This is a genomic window from Lentzea pudingi, from assembly GCF_014646255.1.
Lineage (GTDB): Bacteria > Actinomycetota > Actinomycetes > Mycobacteriales > Pseudonocardiaceae > Lentzea > Lentzea pudingi.
The window spans coordinates 451116-467859 of record NZ_BMNC01000002.1; the positions used below are offsets into that span (position 1 = coordinate 451116).

Genomic DNA, 16744 nt, shown 5'->3' on the forward strand with positions numbered 1-16744 from the left:
GTTTGGGCGATCAGGCCGTCCTGTGGCCTGATGAGCCCATGATCTGGGATCGACCGGACCGTTCGGCAGTCGCGCTCGTGAGCACCCCGAGCGGGTTCACCGGACGCACAGGGGTGTTCGGAGTCGAGACACCGAACTGGAACCACGTCGAGCCGGTCAACACCGCCCTGCGCGACCTCATCGGCGTGGAGACGAGCGTGCTGCGCCTGCTCTCGGTCGAGGGCGGCCGGGTGCCGTTCGGTGGTGTCGTCACCTATCACGTCGAAGCGCACGACGAGCCAGACCACGGCCTGCTCGACCCCGCCGACGCCCCCGAACCCGACGCCGAGCACCGGCTGCCCTGGGCGCGCCTGGGCGGCCCTGCCGAACTGGTCGCATGGGCGGACATGGTGATCACCCGCACCGGCCCGGCTGCCCAGGTGCGGAGTTGGAACCTGTCGAGCGTGCACCGCCTGCCCACGGCGAACGGGCAGGTGTGGCTCAAGGCCGTGCCGCCGTTCTTCGCCGACGAGGGCTCGGTGATCAAGATGGTCGCCGCGCACGACCCGACGCTCGTGCCCGAGGTGCTGGCGAGCGCACCGAACCGCGTGCTGCTCAGCCAGGCCGAGGGCGCCAACTGCTGGCCGGTGACCGCCGAGCAGATCGAGAACGTCGTGCCCCGCTGGGTCGCCGTCCAGCACGCGCTGGCGGGTGAGGCGCAACTGCGGCCGTCCGCCGTGCCGATGCCGGACTTCGGTCTGCCCGACACGCTCACGCACGGCGACTTCCACCCCGGCAACTGGCGCAGCAGCGGGGTGGTCATCGACTGGTCCGACGCGGTCTGGGGGCACCCGGCGCTCGACGCGTGCCGGCTCATGGAGTACGCCGACCCCGGCCTGCACGACCTGATCCGCCGGGTGTGGAGCGACGCCTGGCTCTCGCACCGCCCGGACAGCAAGCCCCTCGCAGCGCTGGAGATCGCACCTCGCGCGTCCCGGCTGCACAACGCGGTGAAGTACCAGGAGTTCCTCGACAACATCGAGGAGTCCGAGCGGATCTACCACCGCGGCGACCCCGAGATCGAGCTCCGCGAGGCTCTGCGCCTGGTCACCCCGTGAGCGAACGGTCGATCATCGCCCTGGTCAGCGCGCCGAGCGGCTTCGCGGGCCGGACGAGAGCGATCGGCGTCGAGTCGCGCTGGTGGGCCGACACCGAACCCGTGAACGAGGCGCTCGAACGACTGCTGGGCGTGCGGACGACCGTGCTCAGGCTGATCTCCGTCGAAGGCGGCGAACGGTCCGGCGGCGGCCTGGTCACCTACCACGTCGAGGCGCACGGCGAACCCGACCGGACCCACCTGCACCCGGCGGAGGAACCCTCCCCGGACGCTGAGCACAGGCTGCCGTGGGCACGGCCGGGCGGCCCGGACGAGCTTCTCGCCTGGGCCGACGCGCATGTCGACCGCACCGGCCCGCCGGTCCAGGTGAAGTCGTGGAACCTGTCGAGCGTGCACCGGCTGCCCACCGCGAACGGCTCCGCGTGGCTCAAGGCCGTGCCACCGTTCTTCGCGGACGAGGGCGAGGTGATCGAGATGGTCGCCGCGCACGACCCGTCACTCGTGCCGGCGGTGCTGGCGAGCGCACCGAAGCGCGTCCTGCTCGCGCAGGCCCAGGGCGAGGACTGCTGGGACCCGAAGCCCGAGCACGTCGAGGACATCGTGCCGCGCTGGGTCGCGGTGCAGCACGCGCTGGCGGGCGAGCCACGCGTGCGGCGGTGCGTGGTGCCGATGCCGTCGTTCGGACTGCCGGACACGTTGGTGCACGGCGACTTCCACCCCGGCAACTGGTTCAGCAGCGGTGTGGTCATCGACTGGTCCGACGTCGTGTGGGGTCACCCCGCACTCGACGCGGGCCGGCTCATCGAGTTCTGCCGGCCGGAACTGGGCGACCTGATCCGCCACGTGTGGAGCGAGGCGTGGCTGCGGCACCGGCCGGACAGCCGCCCGCTCGACGCCCTCGACGCCGCCCGCCGGGCCTCACACCTGCTGCTCGCGGTGCAGTACCAGCAGTTCCTGGACAACATCGAGGAGTCCGAGCGGATCTACCACCGCGGCGACCCCGGGAGGCAGCTCAGAGCTGCTCGGCGGCAGGCTCCCTGAGGCGGCCGGTCTTCGAGGCCCAGCGCTCGAAGAGCACCGTGCCGAACGGCGGGATGCTCGACAGCAGGCCCAGCACCAGCGTGCGGGCGTCCCACTTGAGCGGTTCCTTCGTCATCAGCGTGACGAGGATGAAGGCGACGAAGACGAGGCCGTGGATCGGGCCGAAGATCTTCACGCCGATCTCGTTCTGCACGACGACGTACTTGAAGAACATCCCGAGCAGCAGGCCCGCCCAGGAGATGGCCTCGGCCAGGGCGAGGATGCGGAACCGTCCGACCACGCTGGAGAACGTCATGGCTCCCCATCATGAACCGTGACGGGGAGCACACGACCACCGGGCCTGTCAGGGTATGTCCTATTCCTCCCACTTGAAGACGCGGGAGGCGATGAACCCGACCACGAGCGAGAAGCCGACCAGGATGGCCGACGGCACCACCAGCGCTTCGATCCCCTTGCCCCGCACCAGCACGTCGAGCATGCCGTCGTTCATGTGCCGCAACGGGAAGATCTTCGAGACGGCCTGCAGCCACGCCGGCGCCTGGTCGACGGGGAAGAACGTGCCGGACAGGAACGCCATCGGCAGCACGACGATGTTCGCGGCCGCCGAGGCCGCCTCCTCGGTCTTGGCAAAGGCGCCGACCAGCATGCCGAGCGCGAAGAACGCGATGGTTCCCAGCAGCAGCAACGGGATCGCGAGCCACCACGACCCGGAGAGCCGCAGCCCGAACAGGGGCAGCGACGCGATGACGATGAAGGTCGCGCCCTGCACCAGGGCGACGCCCGTGCTGACCAGGATCCGCGACGACAGCACGGACGTCGTCGAGATCGGGGCCAGCCGGATGCGCCGCAGCACCTGCTTGCGGCGCCACGACACGAGGGTGAGCGCCGAACCGAACACCGCCGACACCGCGACACCCCACGACAAGATGCCCGGCGTGAGGTACTGGATCGGTTTGAGCGACGCGTCCTCGACCTTCTCCGCGGCGAACGTGAAGGTCGGCGGCTGACCGGTCGCGGCGAGGTTCGCCTTGTCCACGAACCCGTTGACGATCCCGAGCACCGTCGCGGACTTGACCTGGTCGCTCTGTGCGAAGCGCACGTCCAGCCGCTGCCCGCGGATGATCAGCGCGGCAGGCAGGTCGCCGTCCTTGACCTTCTGCACGGCGGAGTTCTCGTCGTTGTAGGGCTCGAGCTCCAGCGCCCCGCTGTCGCGCAACGCGGACACGATCGGGCCGTCCCCGACCACCGCGATCCTCGTCTTGTCCGCGCCGGCGTCGCGCAGGATCAGGCCGAAGATCACCAGGAACATCAACGGGAACAGGAAGGTGAAGAACAGCGTCACCTTGTCCCGGACGAAGCCCTTGAGCATCGCCACCGAGAGCGTCTTGAACGCGGTCATGCGCGGTACTCCCGCCCGGTCAGGTTGAGGAAGACGTCTTCGAGGGTGGCCGTGCGGACCTGCAAGCCGTCGAGCGCGCCGCGTTCGGCCAGCGCCGACAGCACGGGAGCAGGCCGCCGCGTGGAGAGCGTCAGCGACACCTCGTCCTCGTGGGCCTCGTCGACGCCGTCGAGCGCGGAAGCGTCCACAACGGACAGGACGCCCTTCTGCAGCGTCACGTGGGTCGGTGCGTCGAGACCGCGCACCAGCACCGCGGGCGGGTCGAGCGCGAGGATCCGGCCGGTGTCCATGATCGCCACGCGGTCGCAGAGGATCTCGGCTTCATCGAGGTAGTGGGTGGTGTAGACGATGGTCTTGCCGCGTTCCTTGATGGCGCGCAGCACGTCCCAGAGGTTGCGGCGGGCCTGCGGGTCGAGCGCCGCGGTCGGTTCGTCGAGGAACACGATGTCCGGGTCGTGCACCAGGGCGCACGCGATCGAGAGTCGTTGGCGCTGACCGCCGGAGAGCTTGTTCTCCTGCTCGTTCGCCTTGTCCGCGAGGCCGACCAGTTCCAGCATGTCCGCGGCCGTGCCGGCGCTCACGCCGTAGAGCGCGCCGAAGGTCTGCAGCTGCTCCTTCGCCGTCAGCTTCTCGAAGAACGACGACGCCTGCAGCTGAACACCGATGCGCGGCAACAACTTCACGTTGCGTGGCCACGGGCTCTCACCGAGCAACCGCACCTCGCCGCTGTCGGGCTCGCGCAGTCCCTCGACGATCTCCAGCGTGGTCGTCTTCCCGGCGCCGTTGGGCCCCAGGATGCCGAAGAACTCGCCCTCGGCCACGGTGAACGAGACCCCGTCCACCGCTTTCAGCTCGCCGTAGCTCTTGCGGACGTCCCGCACCACGACCGCCGACCGTTCCTCCGTCATGGGCGAGACGGTAGGTCAGCACTTCGAGCTTCGAGCCGCGAAACGACCAAAGTAGCCGCGAAGTCGAGACGAACGAGGTCAGCCGCCCGCCACCAGCAACGGGCAAGAGGTGTAGACGTCGTTCAACCTCCGCAGCGCGGCGGCGAACTGCTCGAAGCGAGCGCGGGGCACCGCCGTGCGCACCTCGCTGAGCACCTGCCACAGGTACCGGTGCTCGGCGGTCTCCACGACCGGCGGCGGCACCTCGCCCGGGACGTCGACCGCGAACGCGAGTGCCACCGACGCCGCGCGGAGGCATGCGGTCGCGAGCGTCACGCAGTCCTCGACGAGCGGGCAGTCGTCCTGCGCGCGCACGACACCGCTGACGGCGAACCGGGCGGCCTGCATCAGTGCGAAGTAGAGGCGCTGGCCCGCCCGCACGCGTTCGAACGGGAGGGTCTCGGTGCCGCAGCCCGGCGTCACCACGGTCATGCCGACCTGGGGGCGGCGCAGCACGTGGTCGAAGAGCGCGGTCGGGGCCCAGAGCAGGGTGCGCCAGGAGTCCTCGGGGATCGAGGTGCCCATCCTGGCCGCGTTCTCGAGCACGTCGAGGTAGGCGATGAGGACGCCGGAGAGGAACACACCGCCGCGGTCGCCGCCGACCCGCTCGACGCCGAAGCGTTCGTCGAGGGCGCCGTCCTGGACCCGGAAGCCGGGCGTCCACTCGATGACGCCGCTGCTCGCGAGCACCACGCGCGCGAGGCGCTGGTGCACGGGCGACGCCGAGAGCACCGTGTCGTCCAGGCCCATCTGGACGAGCGTGGACGCGGCGTGCTGCAGCGACTCGCGACGTTGCGGCACCAGGTCGGGGTGCAGCAGGCGGAACGGTTCCACGTCACCCCTCCCCTTCGTCGTCCTGCCCACGATGAACGGCGGGGGGCCAGAAGTCATCCGGATGAACCGCAGCGTTACGTCTCAGTTGGACGTCTCAGTGCGACTGGGCCCAGGCCGCGAGCTGCGCGCGGGTCGAGAGGTCCAGCGCGGTCTTCACGTTGTGCACGTGGGACTCCACGGTGCGGTGCGAGATGCCGAGCTTGCCCGCGACCTGCGCGTTCGTCAGGCCCTGCGCCACCAGTTCGACGACCATGCGCTGCCGGTCGCTGAGCACCGGGTGCCGCACGATCTCCTTGTCCAGCGCGGTTTCCAGGGCGTGCCGCGCGTCCATCGCCCGGCCCGCGCCGAGCGCTCGCTGAAATGCCGCCGACGACAGGGATTGCCGGGCGAGGTCCAGCGCGGCGGTCATCTTCCGCCGCCACCACGGCTCCCACGGGACGACCCAGGTCGTGCGCATCTGCTGGCAGGCGGCCAGAAGCCGCACGCCGAGCTCGTGCCGTCCGGACGCCATCGCGACCAGGCCACGGCCCTCGACCGACTCCAGCGCGGCCCGCGGGTTGTCCGCCGTCAGGCGTGCGCTCTCGGCGAAGCGGGCCCCGGCCGTCACCAGGTCCCCGCGCTCCAACGCGATGCAGCCCGCCGTGTGCACCGCGACGGCCACGACGTCCTGCCGTGCATGGACTCTGAGCACCGGCAACGCGTCCTCGACCAACACGGCGGCGGCGTCGACGTCACCCTGGACGAGCAACCGCCAGCCGAGGTTCTGGCTGGACACAGCGACACTCACGTCGTTGCCGTTGCGTACGCCGTACTCGATCGACCGACGCAACGACGCTGCCGCGTTCGGCTCATCGCCGAGACCGTCGTAAGCGCCCGCCAACGTCCGGAACAGGCGGCACATGATCAGGTCCTGACCGCCGGTCTCCGCTGTCTCGACGGCTTCGAGGGCGTGCCGCACCGCCTCGTCGTGCCGTTCCTCGTGGCTCGCCAGCAAAGACGCGTACTCCAGCGCGAGGATCCGGTAACGGGCGTCGGCGGGCGACTGGTGCAGCACCCGCATCAGCACCGCGCCGGCCTGGGCGAAGTAGCCGCGGTCGAAGCAGACCCTGAGCAGCATCGTGGCGAGCATCAGGCGACGGTCGTCCCGCGGCGCCACCAGATGAGCGAACGCGTACGCCACGTTGTCGTACTCCTCGTGCAGCGCTCGCACCTGCTCCGGCGTGAGGATCGACGACGAGACGCCGGGTTCGCCCTTCTCGCACAGCCAGGAAAGGATCCGTTCGGCCGTCACCTCGTGCTCGCCGTGCTCCTCCAGCTGTTCCGCGGCGTAGAGGCGAACGGATTCGAGCATCCGGAACCGGCCGTCGTTCTCCCGTGCCACCAACGACTTCGCCTGCAACGCCGTGAGCAGCCCGATCACCGCACCGCCGTGCACGACCTCGGCGATCTCCAGCCCGAACCCGCCAGGCAGCAACGCAAGCCGCCGGAACAGCTCCCGCTCGTCGGCGGTCAGCAGGTCGTGGCTCCACGCGATGGCGCCCCGCAGGCCGTTGAGCAGGTCGAGCCGGTGGTCGAGGCTGGCCGCGAGCTCCGGCAGCGCGACGGAGAGCCTCGCGGCCAGTTCCACCGCGAGCGGCACCCCGTCGAGCCGCGCGCAGATCGCCTCGATCACGTCCGGGTCGCCGCTCGTGCCGGCGCGTTCGACGAACAACCTCGCCGCGTCGGCCTCCAGTCCGTGCACCGGGTAGACGACCTCGCCCATCGACCGCAGCGCTTCCCGGCTGGTCGCGAGGACCTGCACGTGCGGGCAGCGCGACAGCAGCGCGTCCACCACCTCGCAGCTCTCCTCGACGAGGTGCTCGCAGTTGTCGACGAGCAACAGGACCCGCCGGTTGCCCAGTTCCTGCAGCAACGTCGTCCGCAGCGCGACGCCCGCTTGCTGGTACACCCCAACAGCTTCCGCGAACGCCTCCACCACCTGCCCCGGCCGGCTCAGCCTGCCCAGCTCGACGGTGCGGACCTCGGCCCGTCTGGCGCGCCGGGCCAGCTCGACCGCGAGCCGGGTCTTCCCGACCCCGGCCGACCCGACGAGCGTGAGCATCCTGTGCTTGCGCAGCAACGGAAGCAGCTCCGCCAGCTCGCTCTCCCTGCCGACGAACACGTCGCCGTACGAGGGCAGCTCGGCGACCACAGTGGACGTGCCGGCGGAACGACGGCGGTAGGCGCGCTGACGGCACGCGTTCGAGCAGTAGCGCGCTCGCGACGGCAGGGGCGCGAACCCCGTGCCACAGCTCGCGCAGACGCCCATCACATCAGCGTACGACCGTTCTCGCATCTCAATTGGGAAGTGTGCGGAGGTCGACCTCGAGCCTGGTCCCCGAGAACAGCTCCGCGAGCTCGATCCGGTCCTTCGACCTCGAGAGCCAGCCGCTCCGGATCCGCTGCACCACCTGCGTCTTCGTGACGTCGGCCGCCTCGGCCTCGATCACGACGTCCTCGCCGTTCTCCAGGTGGATCACGGCCCTCTTGAACCTGGGTGCGTGCGGCACGAACTCACCGGTGCCGGGCACGGCCGGGTACATCCCGAGCGCGCTGAACACGTACCAGGCCGACATCGTGCCGAGGTCGTCGTTGCCGGTGACGCCCGCCGGTCCGTTGACGAACAACGTCTGCGCGGCCCGCACGACCACCGACGTCTTCTCCGGCTTGCCGATCAGCGCGTACATCCACGGCGCGTGCAGGTCGGGTTCGTTGTTCGGGTTGTACCTGAACTGGTTGTAGTAGTCGTAGGGCCCGACGACCCACTTCTCCCGGACCGTCCGCTTGGGGTCGACGAGCAGGTCGGCGTACGCGAAGAAGTCGTCCAGCCTCGCCTCGGCCGCCGCCCTGCCACCGAGTGCCGTGATCAACCCGGTGATGTCGTGCTGGCAGAGCCACTGGTACTGCCACGCCGTGCCCTCGTGGAACCCCTCGGGGCCCTGCGGCGTGTACGGCGTGAGCCACGCGCCGTTCTGCAACTTGGGCCGCGGGAAGCCGGTGAAGCCCCGGTCCGTGACGTTGTTGTCCCAGAGGCCGCGGTGGTGGAGGCCTCGGGCGCGCAGCCGATCCGCGTCCTCCCGGTGACCGAGCGCCTCGGCCATGATCGCGAGCGTGGCGTCGGCCAGCGCGTACTCCAGGGTCGCCGACGCGCCGTGGTGCGGGTCGGTGTCCTGCCCCTTCTTCGGGAAGCGCTTGTCGTACTGGACGAAGCCCCTGGCGAGGTAGTTCGGGTTGCCGGAGCGGCCCTGGAACCTGCTCGCGGCCGGTGGGACGCCGTCGGCGTTCTGCAGCAACGCCTGGTACGCCTGCTCCTCGAACCCGGCGAGGTGGCCGAAGCGCCACAGGTCGACGAGGAACGGGGTGACCGGGTCGCCGGTCATGCAGTTCGTCTCCTGGTTCGCGTACGCCCACCGCGGCAGCCAGCCGCCCTGCTCGTGGATCGCCAGGATGCTGCGTGCGATGTCCTTGCTCCGCTGCGTGCGGATCAGCGCGAGGAGCTGGTTGTGCGCGCGGTAGGTGTCCCACAGCGAGTAGTACTCGTAGTAGGTCCAGCCGTCGGCCTGGTGGATCTGGCCGTCGAAGCCGCGGTACCGGCCGTCCGCGTCACTGCCGGTCAGCGGTTGCAGCAGCACGTGGTAGAGCGCGGTGTAGAAGACCGCGCGCTCGTCCCAGTCCTCCGTGTCGATCTCGATGCAGCCCAGCTCCGCGCGCCACGCCTCCTGGGCCTCGTTGCGGAGGTCGTCGAAGGTCTTGCCGGCGGTCTCGGCCCCGAGGTTGTTCGCGGCACCCCATTCGTCCACTTGGGACAGTGCGGTCGTGGCCGTGACCGGGCCGGGTTCGAACGTCACCCAGGCGCCCCTGAGCCCGGCGCCGCCCGCGGACTCCCGCTGGCCCGGCCTGGGTCCCGCCGGGCCCCAGGTGCCGAACTGCGTGAACGGGCGGTCGAACCTCGTCGTGAAGTAGGTGACGTACGGCCGGCCACCGCAGAACGCCTGCGTCTCCACGGTTCCGGCGATCGTGCGGTCGTCCACGACCCGGACGGAGCTGGCGCTGACCGGCTCCTTGTCGTTGGCCTGGCCGACGTTGACGAGCAGCGTGCCCTCGACACCGCTGGGGAACGTGTAGCGCTCGACGCCGGCACGCGTGGTCGCGGTGCACTCGACGGTGATGTCGCGGTCCAGCTTGACCTTGTAGTAGCCGGGTTTGCCGATCTCGCCGTCGTGCGTGTACGCGGTGGCGTACCGCTTGTGGTCGAAGCTCTGCGGCAACCCGGTCACCGGCAGGATCGGGACGAGGCCGCCCTGCTCCCAGCAGCCCGCGCCGGACAGGAAGAAGTGCCCGAAGCCGCGGATCCGCTGGTCGTCGTAGCGGTAGCCCGCGTAGTGGGAGCCGACCGGGCTGGAGTGCGCCTTGCCGAACGGCATGGAGGCGCCGGGGAACGTGTTACCCTCGTCCTTCGTGCCGATGAAGGTGTTGACCGACTCGATGGGATCCAGTGCTTCCACGACAATCACCCTAGATGTGATTCCGGGCCCCGGCGGGACGGCCGCGTGGTCCGGTCGGGTGGTGAGGGACCGGACCGGGGTGGTACCGCCGCCGCATGCACACCCCGGCCCGGGGGCCTTCTCGCCGGACCTCGCCGCCCTCGGTGGCCGGCGGCGCTGTCCGTCACCAGATCATCGCTGAGCGCACACGGGCAAGGTCAAGACCATGACGATCACTTGTCCGATTCCGGACATCAGCCATCGTGATGGCAGCGCTGAACCGGTGAGGAAACGGTTGACAAGGCCGTAAAGCCGGGGTGAGATACGGCCACTATGACAACGTTGTCCCCCAGCGGGCCCGTAGCCGGTCAGCGCAAGGTACGTCGCGCGACGATGAACGACGTCGCGCGGCTCGCGGGCGTGAGCATCAAGACCGTCTCGCGCGTGGTCAACGACGAGCCGGGCGTGCACCCGTCCACCGCCGAGCGCGTGCTCGCGGCCATCGACCAGCTCGGGTTCCGGCGGAACCTGAGTGCCCGCAACCTGCGCCGGGGCTCGTCCACCGGCACGATCGGGCTGGTGCTGGAGGACGTCGGCAACCCGTTCTACTCCGGCGTGACCCGGGCTGTCGAGGAAATCGCCCGTCTGCGCGGCAGACAGGTGATCTCGGGGTCGTCCGACGAGGACCCCGGGCGGGAACGCGAGCTGGCGCTGGAGTTCTGCTCGCGCAGGGTGGACGGGCTGCTGATCGTGCCCGCCGGCCTGCAGCACAGCTACCTGGTGCCGGAGATGCGCGCCGGGACGCCCGTGGTGTTCCTGGACCGGCCCGCGGGTGACGTCGTGGCCGACACGGTGCTGGTGGACAACATCGGCGGCACCGTCGAGGCGGTCACACACCTCGCCGCGCACGGACACCGCCGCATCGCGTTCCTCGGTGACGCGCCGGACATCTTCACCGCCAACGAGCGCCTCCGCGGTTACCGCGAGGGCTGCGTGCGGGCCGGCATCGGGTACCACGAGGAGCTCGTGGCGATGGGGCCGCACGACGAGAGCAGCGTCGCGACCACGTTGCAACGGCTGCACACCATGCGTGAGCCCGCCACTGCTGTCGTGGCCGGCAACAACCGCATCACCGTGTACGTCCTCCGCGCGCTCGCGGGCGTCGCGGAACGGCCCGCCCTGGTGGGCTTCGACGACTTCGAACTCGCCGACCTGTTGTCGCCGCCGGTGACCGTGATCGCGCACGACGCGAGCGCGCTCGGCAAGGCGGCCACCGATTTGTTGTTCGCCCGCTTGGACGGCGACAACTCACCACCGCGCCGCGTCGTGCTGCCGGTGCGCTTGGTGCCACGAGGATCCGGGGAGGTCCACGCGTGAGTTCTGGTGTGCTCCACCAGCCAGTCAACCTGCCTGCCAACCAGCCGAAGCAGTTCTACCGCGGCGGTGAGGCGATCGCCGCGCTGCGCGGCGGTACGAGCGGCGACTTCGGCCCCGAGGACTGGGTGGCCTCCACGACGACGCTCTACGGCCGCAGCGACGCCGGGTTGACAACGTTGCCGAACGGCGTGCTCCTGCGTGACGCGGTGCAGGCGGACCCGACGGGGTGGCTCGGCGCGGACCACGCGGCGAAGTTCGGTGGCGACACGGCGTTGCTCGTCAAGCTGCTCGACGCGGGCCAGCGCCTGCCGGTGCACTGCCACCCGTCGAACGCCTTCGCGTCCTCGCACCTGAACTGCCGCCACGGCAAGACGGAAGCGTGGATCGTCGTCGGCACGACCGGCCCGGACCCGACCGTCTACATCGGATTCCGCGACGACGTGCCGGCCGAGACCGTCGCCGAGTGGGTCGCCACGCAGAACACCAGGGCGATGCTCGACGCGCTGAACCCCGTGTGCGTCCGGGCCGGTGACACGGTGTTCGTGCCCGCCGGTGTGCCGCACGCGATCGGCGAGGGCGTGTTCATCGTCGAACTGCAGCAGCCCACGGACTTCTCGGTGACGCTGGAGTGGCAGGGCTTCCTCGCCAACGGCGACATCGGCCACCTCGGCCTCGGCTACGACGTCGCGCTCGACTGCGTCGACCGGCAGGGCTGGAGCGGCAAGCTCGAGGAGCTGGTGCGCCAGACGTCCGCGAAGTGGGCGCCGTCGGTCGATCTCCTCGGCCGCGACGCGGACCCGTTCTTCCAGGCCGACCGCCTGCACGTGGAGGGCTCCTTCGCGCTGGAGCCGTCGTTCGCCGTGCTGGTCGTGCTGGAGGGTTCCGGCCAGCTCGGCGAGCTGGAGGTGCACAAGGGCAGCACCCTCGTCGTGCCGCACGCGGCCGGCGAGCTGGCGCTGTCCGGTGACCTGGTGGCGATCCGCTGCCGTCCGCCCGTTCTATCCGCTGTGTCGTCGATGGAGGATGTGACCGCGTGAGCCAGCCCCTGCTGGAGGCTCGTGATCTCACGAAGAGCTACGGCACCGTGGAAGCTCTCCGCGGTGCCTCCTTCACCGCCTACCCCGGTGAGGTCGTGTCGCTGATCGGCGACAACGGCGCGGGCAAGTCCACCCTGGTGAAGTGCCTGTCCGGGGTGGAGCAGCCGACCGGCGGCACGCTGACGTTCGACGGCGCGCCGCTGGTGCTGAACTCCCCCAACGACGCCCGCGACCTCGGCATCGAGACGGTGTTCCAGGACCTCGCGATCGCGCCGGACCTCGACCCGGCCGCGAACATGTTCCTGGGCAGGGAGATCCTCAAGCCCGGCGTCCTCGGGTTCTTCGGCGTGCTGGACAAGAAGGCGATGCGTCGGCAGGCCTCCGAGCACTTCACCCGGTTCGGCGCGACGCTGCAGAGCATCGACGTGCCGATCGCGGCGTTGTCCGGCGGCCAGCGCCAGTCCGTCGCCGTCGCACGGTCGGTGGCGTGGGCGTCGAAGCTCGTGTTCATGGACGAGCCGACAGCCGCACTCGGTGTGGTGCAACGGGAACGTGTGCTGGACGTGATCAGGCGCGTGCGCGACGAAGGCGTCGCCGTGGTGCTGATCTCGCACAACATGCCCGAGGTGCTCACGGTCTCCGACCGCGTCGAGGTGCTCCGCCTCGGCCGCCGGGTGGCCCGTTTCAAGGCTTCCGACACCAGCGTGGAAGAACTCGTCGGCGCGATGACCGGAGCGCTGACCCAGGAGGACGCAGCCTGATGACCACCGAGAAGACAACGTTGTCATCTCTCCCGGACGAGCAGCACACGTCGCTGCTCAAACGGCTGACCGGCGCGAACACGCTCTGGATCGGCCTGGTGCTGCTGGTCCTGGTCGCCACGTTCGGCGCGATCCGGCCGGACGCGATCTTCCAGGTGACCACGCTGCAGTTCCTGCTCGCGGAGACCGCGGTGCTGCTGGTGCTGTCGGTCGGCATGACGTTCGTGATCATCACGTCCGGCATCGACCTGTCCGTCGGCTCGGTGCTGGTGTTCGCGAGCGTGTCGTCCGCGATGGCGATGAACGCGGTGTCCGGCGGTGACGCGACGAAGGCCGGTTGGGGCGTCATCGGGTTCGGGCTGCTCGTCGCCGTCGTCAGCGGCGCGGCGTGGGGCCTGCTCAACGGTCTGCTGATCTCATGGGCGAAGATCCCTCCGCTGATCGTGACGCTGGGGTCGTTCGGCGCGGCGCAGGGCGCGGCCCTGTTGCTGAACAACGGTTCCAACGTCTCCGGCATCCCGGACAAGCTGAACCGCACGTTCGGTTCCGGTACGTACCTCGGCATCCCGAACATCGTGATCGTGGCGGCGGTCGTCACCGCTCTGGGCGCGCTTCTGCTGAGCACCACGCGTTTCGGTCGCTACACCTACGCGGTCGGGTCGAACGAGGAAGCGGCCAGGCGCGTCGGCATCTCGATGCGCGGCCACCTGACGAAGGTGTACCTGCTCGCCGGCACGCTGGCGGGTCTCGCGGGGTTCATGGGCAACGCGTTCTTCCGCGTCGCGGTCGTCACGGGCCACGAGACGGACAACCTGAACGCGATCGCCGCCGTCGTCCTGGGTGGGACGAGCATCTTCGGTGGCATGGGCTCGGTGCTGGGCACCGTCTTCGGCGTGTTCATCCCGGCGGTGCTGGAGAAGGGCCTCGTGATCATCGGGGTCAAGGAGTTCTGGCAGCCGATCGCCGTCGCGATCGTGCTGGTGGCCGCCGTGTGGCTGGACCAGACGCGGCGGCGGGCGCGCAACCAACGTTAGGGAGAGGTGCTGGACCAATGAAGATCCGCTCCGCAGTGGCTGTGTCAGCCGCTTTCCTGCTGGCCGCGTGTGGCGGCGGTGGCCAGATCGGTGACTCGAACTCTGGCGGCTCCGCCGCGAACAAGAAGCTGGTGCTGATCCCCGGCATCACCGCGGAACCGTTCTACATCTCGATGCAGTGCGGTTTCGAGGAGGCTGCGAAGGCCGCGGGGTACGAGTTCGACACCCAGGCCCCCGCGAAGTTCGACGCGGCGCAGCAGACCCCGATCGTCACCGGCATCCTCGCGTCGAAGCCGGCCGCGGTCCTCATCGCTCCGACCGACGACAAGGCCATGGCCGGCCCCATGAAGCAGCTCAAGGACGCCGGCATCAAGGTCGTCGAGGTCGACACCAAGCTGCAGGACACCTCGATCGGCGTCTCGTCGATCTCGTCCGACAACGAGCAGGGCGGCAAGCTCGCCGCCGAGACGCTGAACAAGCTCACCGCCGGCAAGTCCGGCTCGGTCCTGGTGCTCAACACCAAGGCCGGCACCTCCACCACGGATGCCCGCGCCAAGGGCTTCGAGGACGCCATCAAGGCCTACCCGAACCTCAAGTACATCGGGCAGCAGTACACCGACAACGAGCCCGCCACCGCGGCCTCGAAGGTGACCGCGACCCTGGCCGCGAACCCCGACCTGATCGGCGTGTTCGCGACGAACCTCAACTCCGGCGAGGGCGCGGCGACCGGCCTGCGCAACGCGGGCAAGACCGGCGCGGTCAACCTGGTCGGCTTCGACGCCTCGCCGAAGCAGGTGGAGGACCTGCAGGCGGGCATCGTGCAGGCCCTGATCGCGCAGGACCCCGCCACGATCGGCAAGCAGGGCGTCGAACAGGCACTGGCCGCGATCGACGGCAAGGAGAACAAGCGGAACATCGAGACCGAGCTCGTCGCCATCACGAAGGACGACGCGGCGGCCAACTCGAAGTACTTCTACAAGAAGTCCTGCTGACCCGGATCGGACGCACCAGGGCCTTCCCTGGTGCGTCCGATGACGTACGTCATCAGGGTTTGCCCGCAACGGCGTAAGACGAGAGTCGTACCCGTTCGCCTCCGAAAGGCCGATGCTGCCACCCCCTGGGAACCGATGAGCTGTAGGCACATTGGAGGGGGCTCGAATGCTACGAAGGAAAATCGCGGCATCACTCGCCGTCGTCACGACCACATCGCTGCTCGTCGCACCACAGGCGCTGGCAGCACCGCCACAGCAGATCCAGTGGCAGAAGTGCTTCGACACTCCGCCGCCCGGTTTCCCGGCAGGCTCCGAACGACTGGAGTGCGGCAGCTTCACCGCGCCGATGGACTGGAACAACCCGCGCAACGGCAAGACCATCACCATCGCGGTCAGCCGCCTGACGCCGAAGAGCGGCACGGCGAAGTCCACGGTCTTCACCAACCCCGGCGGCCCAGGCGGTCCCGGACGCACGATCCCGCTGCTCTACCTCGACCGGCCGAAGCTCAGCGAGAACGCCGAGATCATCGGCATCGACGTGCGCGGCACCGGCGCGAGCAGCAACGTCACGTGCGGCAGCTTCAACACCGAAGACCAGGTCGATCCGCGTGACCGCAGCAAGGCCAACCTGGACCTGCTCTACGGCGGCATGGAGCTGCTCGCGAAGTTCTGCCAGACCAAGTCCGGTGAGTTCGGCAGGTACGTCTCCACCGAGCAGACGGTGAAGGACCTCGACCTGCTGCGCCAGGTGCTCGGCAAGAAGAAGGTCAGCTGGCTCGGCTACTCGGGCGGCAGCTGGATGGGCGCCTACTACGCCACGTACTTCCCCAAGACGCTCGACCGGATCGTGCTCGACTCCAACGTCGACTGGACGTCGCCGTGGCAGCCGATCTTCGACGACTGGGGCATGGCCTTCGAGCGCCGGTTCCGCGTCGACTTCCTGCCGTGGGTGGCGAAGTACGACAACGTCTACCACCTGGGCAAGACCGGCGAGGAGGTGCGCCAGTCCTACGAACGCACCCGCGCCAAGCTGAACGAGCAGCCCGTCACGCGGCCGGAAGGCGTGTACAACGGCGTGACGCTCGATTTCCTGCTGCGCGGCACGCTCTACAGCAAGGACAGCTTCGCCGACGGCGCGCGGACGTTCGCCGAACTGGCCGGTGCGGTGCCCGCGCGGATGAACGCGCTGGCGAACTACCCGGACGCCCAGACCGGCACCGCCTACTCGATCCTCTGCAACGACACCCCGTTCCACGGCGGCAGGAAGTTCCTGGAACGCGACGGTGCGCGGGACGGGGCCAAGTGGCCACTCGTCGGCTACACGCAGATCGCCGGCCCGTGCGCGTTCTGGGACCGGCCGAACGTGAACCTCAAGCAGCCGAACGGGATCGGCGTCGCTCCGACGTTGATGGTGCAGTCGGTGCGCGACCCCGCGACGCCGATCGAGCAGGCGCAGCGGGCTCACCGGAACTTCAAGGGTTCCGTGCTGCTCACCGTCGAGGACGAGGGCGACCACGGCATCTACGGATTCGGGAACCCGTGCGTGAACGACGTCGTCGAGCGCTACCTCGTCGACGGCGTCACTCCCGCGAAGGACCTGTCCTGCCCCGGCGTTCCGCTGCCCGCTCCCGGCGAGAACAGCGGCACCTCGCTCACGGACGCACGCAGGCTCGCCACCCACCTCGGCAAGTAGAAGGGGGAAA

14 protein-coding genes are annotated in these 16744 nt (G+C 69.5%); 8 read left to right on the top strand and 6 right to left on the bottom strand.

The features are described from left to right. The first annotated feature begins 77 nt into the window (after positions 1-77). Both IEY88_RS08005 and IEY88_RS08010 read left to right on the top strand, forming a co-directional pair. Positions 78-1097 (top strand): phosphotransferase, encoded by a 1020-nt coding sequence (locus IEY88_RS08005; protein ID WP_189153969.1) that lies wholly within the window; start codon positions 78-80, stop codon positions 1095-1097. Further along, a complete protein-coding gene (locus IEY88_RS08010) occupies positions 1094-2137 on the top strand; it encodes a phosphotransferase family protein (protein WP_189153970.1) in 1044 nt (347 codons plus the stop codon). The genes IEY88_RS08005 and IEY88_RS08010 overlap by 4 nt, the downstream gene beginning before the upstream one ends. On the opposite strand, the gene IEY88_RS08015 is transcribed toward IEY88_RS08010, so the two are convergent. The 6 genes from IEY88_RS08015 to IEY88_RS08040 form a co-directional block, all read right to left on the bottom strand. Then, positions 2109-2432 carry a DUF3817 domain-containing protein gene (locus IEY88_RS08015; RefSeq protein WP_189153971.1) on the bottom strand — a complete coding sequence of 108 codons (324 nt, stop codon included), beginning with the start codon at positions 2430-2432 and terminating at the stop codon, positions 2109-2111. The two genes, IEY88_RS08010 and IEY88_RS08015, sit on opposite strands and share 29 nt — an antisense overlap. Before the next feature lie 60 nt (positions 2433-2492). Next, on the bottom strand, positions 2493-3536 hold the full coding sequence (locus tag IEY88_RS08020) for an ABC transporter permease (RefSeq protein ID WP_189153972.1): 1044 nt from the start codon (positions 3534-3536) through the stop codon (positions 2493-2495). Further along, positions 3533-4444, bottom strand: a complete 912-nt coding sequence (locus IEY88_RS08025; RefSeq protein WP_189153973.1) for an ABC transporter ATP-binding protein — start codon at positions 4442-4444, stop codon at positions 3533-3535. Before IEY88_RS08025 ends, IEY88_RS08020 begins: the two co-directional genes overlap by 4 nt. Before the next feature lie 78 nt (positions 4445-4522). After that, the gene (locus IEY88_RS08030) at positions 4523-5317 is read right to left on the bottom strand and encodes a 3-methyl-L-tyrosine peroxygenase-related protein (RefSeq protein WP_189153974.1); all 795 of its coding nucleotides are present in this window, start codon (positions 5315-5317) and stop codon (positions 4523-4525) included. Positions 5318-5411: 94 nt separating this feature from the next. Next, positions 5412-7625 carry a helix-turn-helix transcriptional regulator gene (locus IEY88_RS08035; protein ID WP_189153975.1) on the bottom strand — a complete coding sequence of 738 codons (2214 nt, stop codon included), beginning with the start codon at positions 7623-7625 and terminating at the stop codon, positions 5412-5414. 28 nt (positions 7626-7653) lie between these two features. Next, positions 7654-9861 (bottom strand): GH92 family glycosyl hydrolase, encoded by a 2208-nt coding sequence (locus IEY88_RS08040; RefSeq protein WP_229693174.1) that lies wholly within the window; start codon positions 9859-9861, stop codon positions 7654-7656. A 372-nt stretch (positions 9862-10233) separates the two neighbouring features. Between IEY88_RS08040 and IEY88_RS08045 the strand changes: the two genes are divergently transcribed. The 6 genes from IEY88_RS08045 (at position 10234) to IEY88_RS08070 (ending at position 16734) form a co-directional block, all read left to right on the top strand. Then, positions 10234-11217, top strand: a complete 984-nt coding sequence (locus IEY88_RS08045; RefSeq protein ID WP_189153976.1) for a LacI family DNA-binding transcriptional regulator — start codon at positions 10234-10236, stop codon at positions 11215-11217. Then, positions 11214-12254 (top strand): class I mannose-6-phosphate isomerase, encoded by a 1041-nt coding sequence (locus tag IEY88_RS08050; RefSeq protein WP_229693175.1) that lies wholly within the window; start codon positions 11214-11216, stop codon positions 12252-12254. Before IEY88_RS08045 ends, IEY88_RS08050 begins: the two co-directional genes overlap by 4 nt. Then, positions 12251-13015 carry an ATP-binding cassette domain-containing protein gene (locus IEY88_RS08055; RefSeq protein ID WP_189153977.1) on the top strand — a complete coding sequence of 255 codons (765 nt, stop codon included), beginning with the start codon at positions 12251-12253 and terminating at the stop codon, positions 13013-13015. Before IEY88_RS08050 ends, IEY88_RS08055 begins: the two co-directional genes overlap by 4 nt. Next, positions 13015-14049 carry an ABC transporter permease gene (locus IEY88_RS08060; RefSeq protein ID WP_189153978.1) on the top strand — a complete coding sequence of 345 codons (1035 nt, stop codon included), beginning with the start codon at positions 13015-13017 and terminating at the stop codon, positions 14047-14049. The genes IEY88_RS08055 and IEY88_RS08060 overlap by 1 nt, the downstream gene beginning before the upstream one ends. Positions 14050-14066: 17 nt before the next feature. Further along, positions 14067-15041 carry an ABC transporter substrate-binding protein gene (locus IEY88_RS08065; RefSeq protein WP_189153979.1) on the top strand — a complete coding sequence of 325 codons (975 nt, stop codon included), beginning with the start codon at positions 14067-14069 and terminating at the stop codon, positions 15039-15041. 166 nt (positions 15042-15207) lie between these two features. Then, entirely contained in the window at positions 15208-16734 is a 1527-nt protein-coding gene (locus IEY88_RS08070) for an alpha/beta hydrolase (RefSeq protein WP_189153980.1), read from the top strand. The last annotated feature ends 10 nt before the right edge of the window (positions 16735-16744 follow it).

Bases quoted from the DNA above. Each gene is read 5' to 3' on its own strand.
- IEY88_RS08070 (WP_189153980.1), top strand. From the start codon at position 15,208: ATGCTACGAAGGAAAATCGCGGCATCACTCGCCGTCGTCACGACCACA.
- IEY88_RS08015 (WP_189153971.1), bottom strand. From the start codon at position 2,432: ATGACGTTCTCCAGCGTGGTCGGACGGTTCCGCATCCTCGCCCTGGCC.
- IEY88_RS08060 (WP_189153978.1), top strand. From the start codon at position 13,015: ATGACCACCGAGAAGACAACGTTGTCATCTCTCCCGGACGAGCAGCAC.
- IEY88_RS08025 (WP_189153973.1), bottom strand. From the start codon at position 4,444: ATGACGGAGGAACGGTCGGCGGTCGTGGTGCGGGACGTCCGCAAGAGC.
- IEY88_RS08035 (WP_189153975.1), bottom strand. From the start codon at position 7,625: ATGGGCGTCTGCGCGAGCTGTGGCACGGGGTTCGCGCCCCTGCCGTCG.
- IEY88_RS08065 (WP_189153979.1), top strand. From the start codon at position 14,067: ATGAAGATCCGCTCCGCAGTGGCTGTGTCAGCCGCTTTCCTGCTGGCC.
- IEY88_RS08045 (WP_189153976.1), top strand. From the start codon at position 10,234: ATGAACGACGTCGCGCGGCTCGCGGGCGTGAGCATCAAGACCGTCTCG.
- IEY88_RS08020 (WP_189153972.1), bottom strand. From the start codon at position 3,536: ATGACCGCGTTCAAGACGCTCTCGGTGGCGATGCTCAAGGGCTTCGTC.